Origin of the sequence: Brevundimonas sp. UBA2416 (genome assembly GCF_002343105.1) — a bacterium.
Taxonomy (GTDB): domain Bacteria; phylum Pseudomonadota; class Alphaproteobacteria; order Caulobacterales; family Caulobacteraceae; genus Brevundimonas.
In genome coordinates this window covers 1-4,658 of record NZ_DDRM01000040.1, presented here as the reverse complement: position 1 = coordinate 4,658, position 4,658 = coordinate 1, and the positions used below count along the sequence as shown (strand labels likewise).

Sequence of the window (4,658 nt, the reverse complement as noted above, 5' to 3'; positions counted from 1 at the left end):
GCTAGTGGCTAGTGGCTAGTGGCTGGTGAGCGGTGCGTCCAGATTTGGCAGAGATTTCGTCGGCGGCCGGAGCCTGGCGCCTACCCGCTAACCCACTAGCCACAAGCCACTAGCCACTAGCCACTCTACCGCCGCGGGATCAGCGCCAGCGTCAAACCGGCCCGCAGCAGTTCCGCACTCACCACCATGGCCAGAAGGGCATTGGCGGCGATGACCTGACCGCGCGCGCCGGACAGGTCGAGGCTCCAGCCGAACAGGGAGGCGAAGGCCAGCGCCGCCGCCGCTGACAGGGCCAGACCGATCAGCAGCATCAGGGCGACATGGCTGGCCTTCAGCGCCGCGTCGAGCGTCGGGCCCTCGTCCAGCACGCGGGCGCGGCGGCGGAACAGCCAGGCGATCAGGCCGGTGGCCACGGTCTCGGCGAGGATGATCACGGCCAGGGCGCCGAGGAACCAGAGGGCCAGGCCGCCGGTCTCGCCGCGGCGCATCTGCTGCAGGAAATGGCCGAAATAGGCGCCCCAGACGGCGAGGCCGACAATCAGGCTGATCCAGAGGTGGGTGCGGCGGTGGGTCATGGGACGGTAGTGGCTAGTGGTTAGTGGTTGGCCGGCGGGCCGGGCGAGGCGCGGTTGGTGTCGCCCTTCCGCCGCCAGAGATGCGGCAATCACTAGCCACTAACCACTCGCCACTCATCTTTTCTGGCAGATCGGGCACCAGAAGGTCGAGCGACCGCCCTGGACGGTGCGTTTGACGACGCCGGCGCATCCCTCTGCGAGGCACGGCTGGCCCTCGCGGCCGTAGACGTCGAACCGGTGCTGGAAATAGCCCTGGCCGCCGTCGGCGTTGGCGAAATCCTTCAGGGTCGAGCCGCCGGCGATGATGGCCTCGCCGAGGACATCGCGGACCACGGCGGCGAGGGTTTCGAGGCGGGGCTTCGACACCTTGCCCGCCGCGATCAGGGGCGAGATGCGGGCGCGATAGAGGGCCTCGCAGACGTAGATGTTGCCGAGGCCCGCAACGACGCGCTGGTCCAGCAGGCTGACCTTGATGTTCTGCTTCTTGCCGGAGAAGGCCTCGGCCAGATGCGCGCCGGAGAAGCCGTTGCCGAGCGGTTCGGGGCCGAGGGCGGCGAACCACGGATGGGCCTCGACCCCCACGGTCGGGATCAGTCCCATGAAGCCGAAGCGGCGGGCGTCGGCGAAACCGACGCGCGTCGTGACGGCGCCGCGCACGGCGCAGAGGCTCATATGCTCATGCTTGCCGGCGATGGGCGCGGCCTCCTCGAACTCGCCCAGCTGTTCGCCGTCGAGCGTGAAGCGGCCGGTCATGCCGAGGTGGCTGACCCAGGACTCGCCGGTCGACAGCGGCATGAGCAGATATTTGGCGCGGCGGTCGATCCGTTCGACGATCGCGCCTTCCAGCCGCTCGGGGAAGCGGTCGGGAAAGGGAAAGCGCAGGTCCGGCCGGTTCTGGCGCACCCGCGTCAGGCGCGCCCCGGTCAGGACGGGCTCAAGGCCGCGACGGACGGTTTCGACCTCGGGGAGTTCGGGCATGGGAGGGGGTCTGGCGCAGTGGATGAAGGAGTGGCTAGTGGCTAGTGGTTAGTGGCTGGCCGCCGCCTGTGCGGGAGCGCGGTCCGCGCCGCCCTTCCGCCGTCAGAGAGGCGGCGATCACTAACCACTAGCCACTAATCACTTTTCACCCCGCCTTGTACCCATCGTGGCACGCTTGGCAGCTCGCCCGCACCACGGCCCATTGGGCGGCGAAGGCGGCGGCGTCCTCGCCGGCGGCCAGTTCGGCGAGCCGGTCGGCGGCCGCGGCGTAGTCGGCGGCCTTCGCGTCGAAGCCGGCGCGGTCGCTCCAGATTTCAGGCCTGGCGTTGGTGCGCACGCCCGCCTCGGAGCCACTGCCGGCCGGGAAGGCGCCGGGGACGGCATGGGCCCAGCGCGACAGGGCGCGGGTCGGGAAGCGCTGGCTGGCGATCGGCTGGCCGGCGTCGATCGCCGCCTTGATGGAGCCCATGGCCACGCCCGACAGCATCATCGCCGCCTGCCGCGCCTCGACCGTGTCCGCCAGGGGCGAACGCGCGTCCCGGGCGCCGGCCGCGCCGCCGAGACACAGCAGGCCGATCACCGTGGCTGTCATGATCCGCTTCATCGTGTCTCTCCCCTTTTGAGGTGAGGCTCCGCCGGGGAAGGGCAGGTGTCAATGGAGGGGGGAGTGGCGAGTGGTTAGTGGCTAGTGGCTGGCCAGCACCGGTGTCGTGGCTCAGCCCGCGCCGCCCTTCCGCCGGCAGAGACGCTGTAATCACTAACCACTAGCCACTAACCACTTTCTCCGCTTACCTCCGCCCCACGAGGGAGAGGGAACCCCATATGACCGACACACCCGCGAGCGCGCCCGTGAGCGGCGTCAAACGGATCGAGCTGACGCTGCGCGCCCTGGTGCTGGGCTGTTTGCTGGCCGTCGTCTTCACCGCCGCCAACACCTATCTGGGTCTGAAGGTCGGGTTGACCTTCGCCTCGGCCATCCCTGCGGCGGTCATCTCCATGGCCATCCTGCGGATGTTCAAGGACTCGACCATCTGGGAGAATATGACCGTCCAGACCGTGGCCTCGGTCGGCGGGGCCATGAGCGCGATCATCTTCGTCCTGCCCGGACTGGTCATGGTCGGTTGGTGGCTGGAGTTCCCGTTCTGGGAGTCGGTGCTGATCTGCACCTTCGGCGGCGTGCTGGGCGTGACCTTCTCAATTCCCTTGCGCCGGGCGCTGGTGGTCCAGGGCGGCCTGCCCTACCCGGAAGGCCGCGCGGCGGCCGAGGTGCTGACCGTCGGATCGCGCGGGGCCGAACAGACCGAGAGCGCGGTGCGCGAGAACGCCTCGGGCCTGTGGGTCGTGATCACCGGGGCGGTGGTCTCGGCGGGCTATGCCCTGCTGGTCGCGGGCCGGGTGTTCGCGGCGGAAGCGACACGGTTCATCAAATTGCCGGCGACGCTGGGCGGCGGGGCCACGGGCATGGGCTTCAGCATGCAGTTCGCGCTGCTGGGCGCGGGCCATCTGATCGGTCTGGCCGTGGGCCTGGCCCAGCTGTTCGGCCTGCTGCTGGCCTGGGGGATCGCCGTGCCGATCCTGACCAGCCCCGAGACCATCGCCTGGATGACCGCCAACGGCATCCCCTCCATCGCCTCGACCATCGAGGCCGGCGCGCCGGCCGAGGAACTGGCCATGACGACCTGGAGCCGCGAGGTGCGGCTGATGGGCGCCGGCGTCATCGGCGTCGCGGCCATCTGGACCCTGATCAAACTGGCCGGGCCGCTGATCGGCGGACTGGCCTCGGCCCTGGCCGACAACCGCCGCCGTCAGGGTGGCGAGGTGCTGGACCGGACCGAGCAGGACATTCCGATCAATATCGTCGCCGGCCTGTCCGTCGCCTGTCTGATCGGGATCGGCGGGCTGCTGGCCTGGTTCGCCCAGGGCAATCCGACGCTGGCGGGCTCGACGGCCATGCTGGTCGGCGGCGGCCTGATCTACGTCGTCTTCATCGGCTTCGCCGTGGCCGCCATCTGCGGCTACATGGCCGGGCTGATCGGGTCATCCAACAGCCCGGTGTCGGGCGTGGGCATCCTGGCCATCGTCATCGCCTCGCTGCTGATGCTGGGCGTGCTGGCGGTGGCCGGCCTGCCCGCCGACCCTTCGGTGATCGCCTTTGCCCTGATCGTGACGGCGATCGTCTTCGCCGTCGCCGTGATCGCCAACGACAACCTTCAGGATCTGAAGACCGCCCAGCTGATCCACGCCTCGCCGTGGCGCCAGCAGACGGCCCTGATCGTGGGCGTCGGCGCGGGCGCCCTGGTCATTCCCCTGATCCTGAACCTGCTGAACCAGGCCTTCGGTTTCGAGGGCGGGCCGGCCGGGATCGCCGACGAGCCTCTGGCGGCGCCCCAGGCGACGCTGATCTCGGCCCTGGGGCGCGGCGTCATCGGCGGCGATCTGCGCTGGGATCTGATCGGTCTCGGCGCGGCGATCGGCGTGGTCATCATCATTCTGGACGCCGTGCTGAGCGGCGCGACCAAGGGCAGGATGAAGCTGCCGCCGCTGGCCGTGGGCATCGGCTTCTATCTGCCGGCCGCCGTGACCACCATGCTGGTGGTCGGGGCGGTGTGCGGCTGGCTGTATGACAAGGCGATCAAGACCACGCGGTTCGCCGACGTCGGTCGCCGGATGGGGGTCCTGCTGGCGTCGGGCCTGATCGTCGGCGAGAGCCTGTTCCTGGTCATGACGGCCGGGGTCATCGTCTCGACCGACAATGAGGCGCCCTTCGCCATGCTGCCCGAGGGTTCGACCTGGCCGGCCATGACGGCGGGGATCGCGGTCTTCGTGGTGCTGACGCTGATCCTGTACAGCTGGGTGCGGAGCCGGTCAGCGAAAGTCTGACGCCGCCCTCTCGTCGCCGCTTTCCTCGGCGATAGAACCGCCGTTACGCCGGTGCGTGTTCGTCACGCACTGGCGTTTCCGCGTGCGCCCCTGTATGAGGCGCGCGCTCCCCGCACCGTCGCCTGAACCCAGCCGCCGCCCCAGACTTTCGACCGGGCCGGCCGCCTTGCACGTCTGATAGTCAAATGAATCTGCGCAACGTCGCCATCATCGCCCACGTCGACC

At 69.5% G+C, this 4,658-nt stretch carries 4 protein-coding genes; 1 reads left to right on the top strand and 3 read right to left on the bottom strand.

What is annotated here, in order from left to right:
• Nucleotides 1–125 precede the first annotated feature (125 nt).
• The 3 genes from B3E43_RS12965 to B3E43_RS12955 form a co-directional block, all read right to left on the bottom strand.
• Complete coding sequence (locus B3E43_RS12965; RefSeq protein ID WP_292030158.1) at nucleotides 126–575, bottom strand: hypothetical protein; 450 nt, start codon at nucleotides 573–575, stop codon at nucleotides 126–128.
• Nucleotides 576–689: 114 nt separating this feature from the next.
• Nucleotides 690–1,553: a bifunctional DNA-formamidopyrimidine glycosylase/DNA-(apurinic or apyrimidinic site) lyase gene (gene mutM / locus B3E43_RS12960; RefSeq protein WP_292030156.1), complete on the bottom strand. Its 864-nt coding sequence runs from the start codon at nucleotides 1,551–1,553 to the stop codon at nucleotides 690–692.
• A gap of 145 nt (nucleotides 1,554–1,698) precedes the next feature.
• Complete coding sequence (locus B3E43_RS12955) at nucleotides 1,699–2,157, bottom strand: cytochrome c (RefSeq protein ID WP_292030154.1); 459 nt, start codon at nucleotides 2,155–2,157, stop codon at nucleotides 1,699–1,701.
• A 218-nt stretch (nucleotides 2,158–2,375) separates the two neighbouring features.
• On the opposite strand from B3E43_RS12955, the gene B3E43_RS12950 reads away from it, so the two are divergent.
• The gene (locus B3E43_RS12950; protein ID WP_292030152.1) at nucleotides 2,376–4,433 is read left to right on the top strand and encodes an OPT family oligopeptide transporter; all 2,058 of its coding nucleotides are present in this window, start codon (nucleotides 2,376–2,378) and stop codon (nucleotides 4,431–4,433) included.
• Nucleotides 4,434–4,658 lie beyond the last annotated feature (225 nt).

Excerpts from the sequence above, each read along its gene's own strand:
- B3E43_RS12950 (WP_292030152.1), top strand. The coding sequence starts at position 2,376 with ATGACCGACACACCCGCGAGCGCGCCCGTGAGCGGCGTCAAACGGATC.
- mutM (WP_292030156.1), bottom strand. The coding sequence starts at position 1,553 with ATGCCCGAACTCCCCGAGGTCGAAACCGTCCGTCGCGGCCTTGAGCCC.
- B3E43_RS12965 (WP_292030158.1), bottom strand. The coding sequence starts at position 575 with ATGACCCACCGCCGCACCCACCTCTGGATCAGCCTGATTGTCGGCCTC.
- B3E43_RS12955 (WP_292030154.1), bottom strand. The coding sequence starts at position 2,157 with ATGAAGCGGATCATGACAGCCACGGTGATCGGCCTGCTGTGTCTCGGC.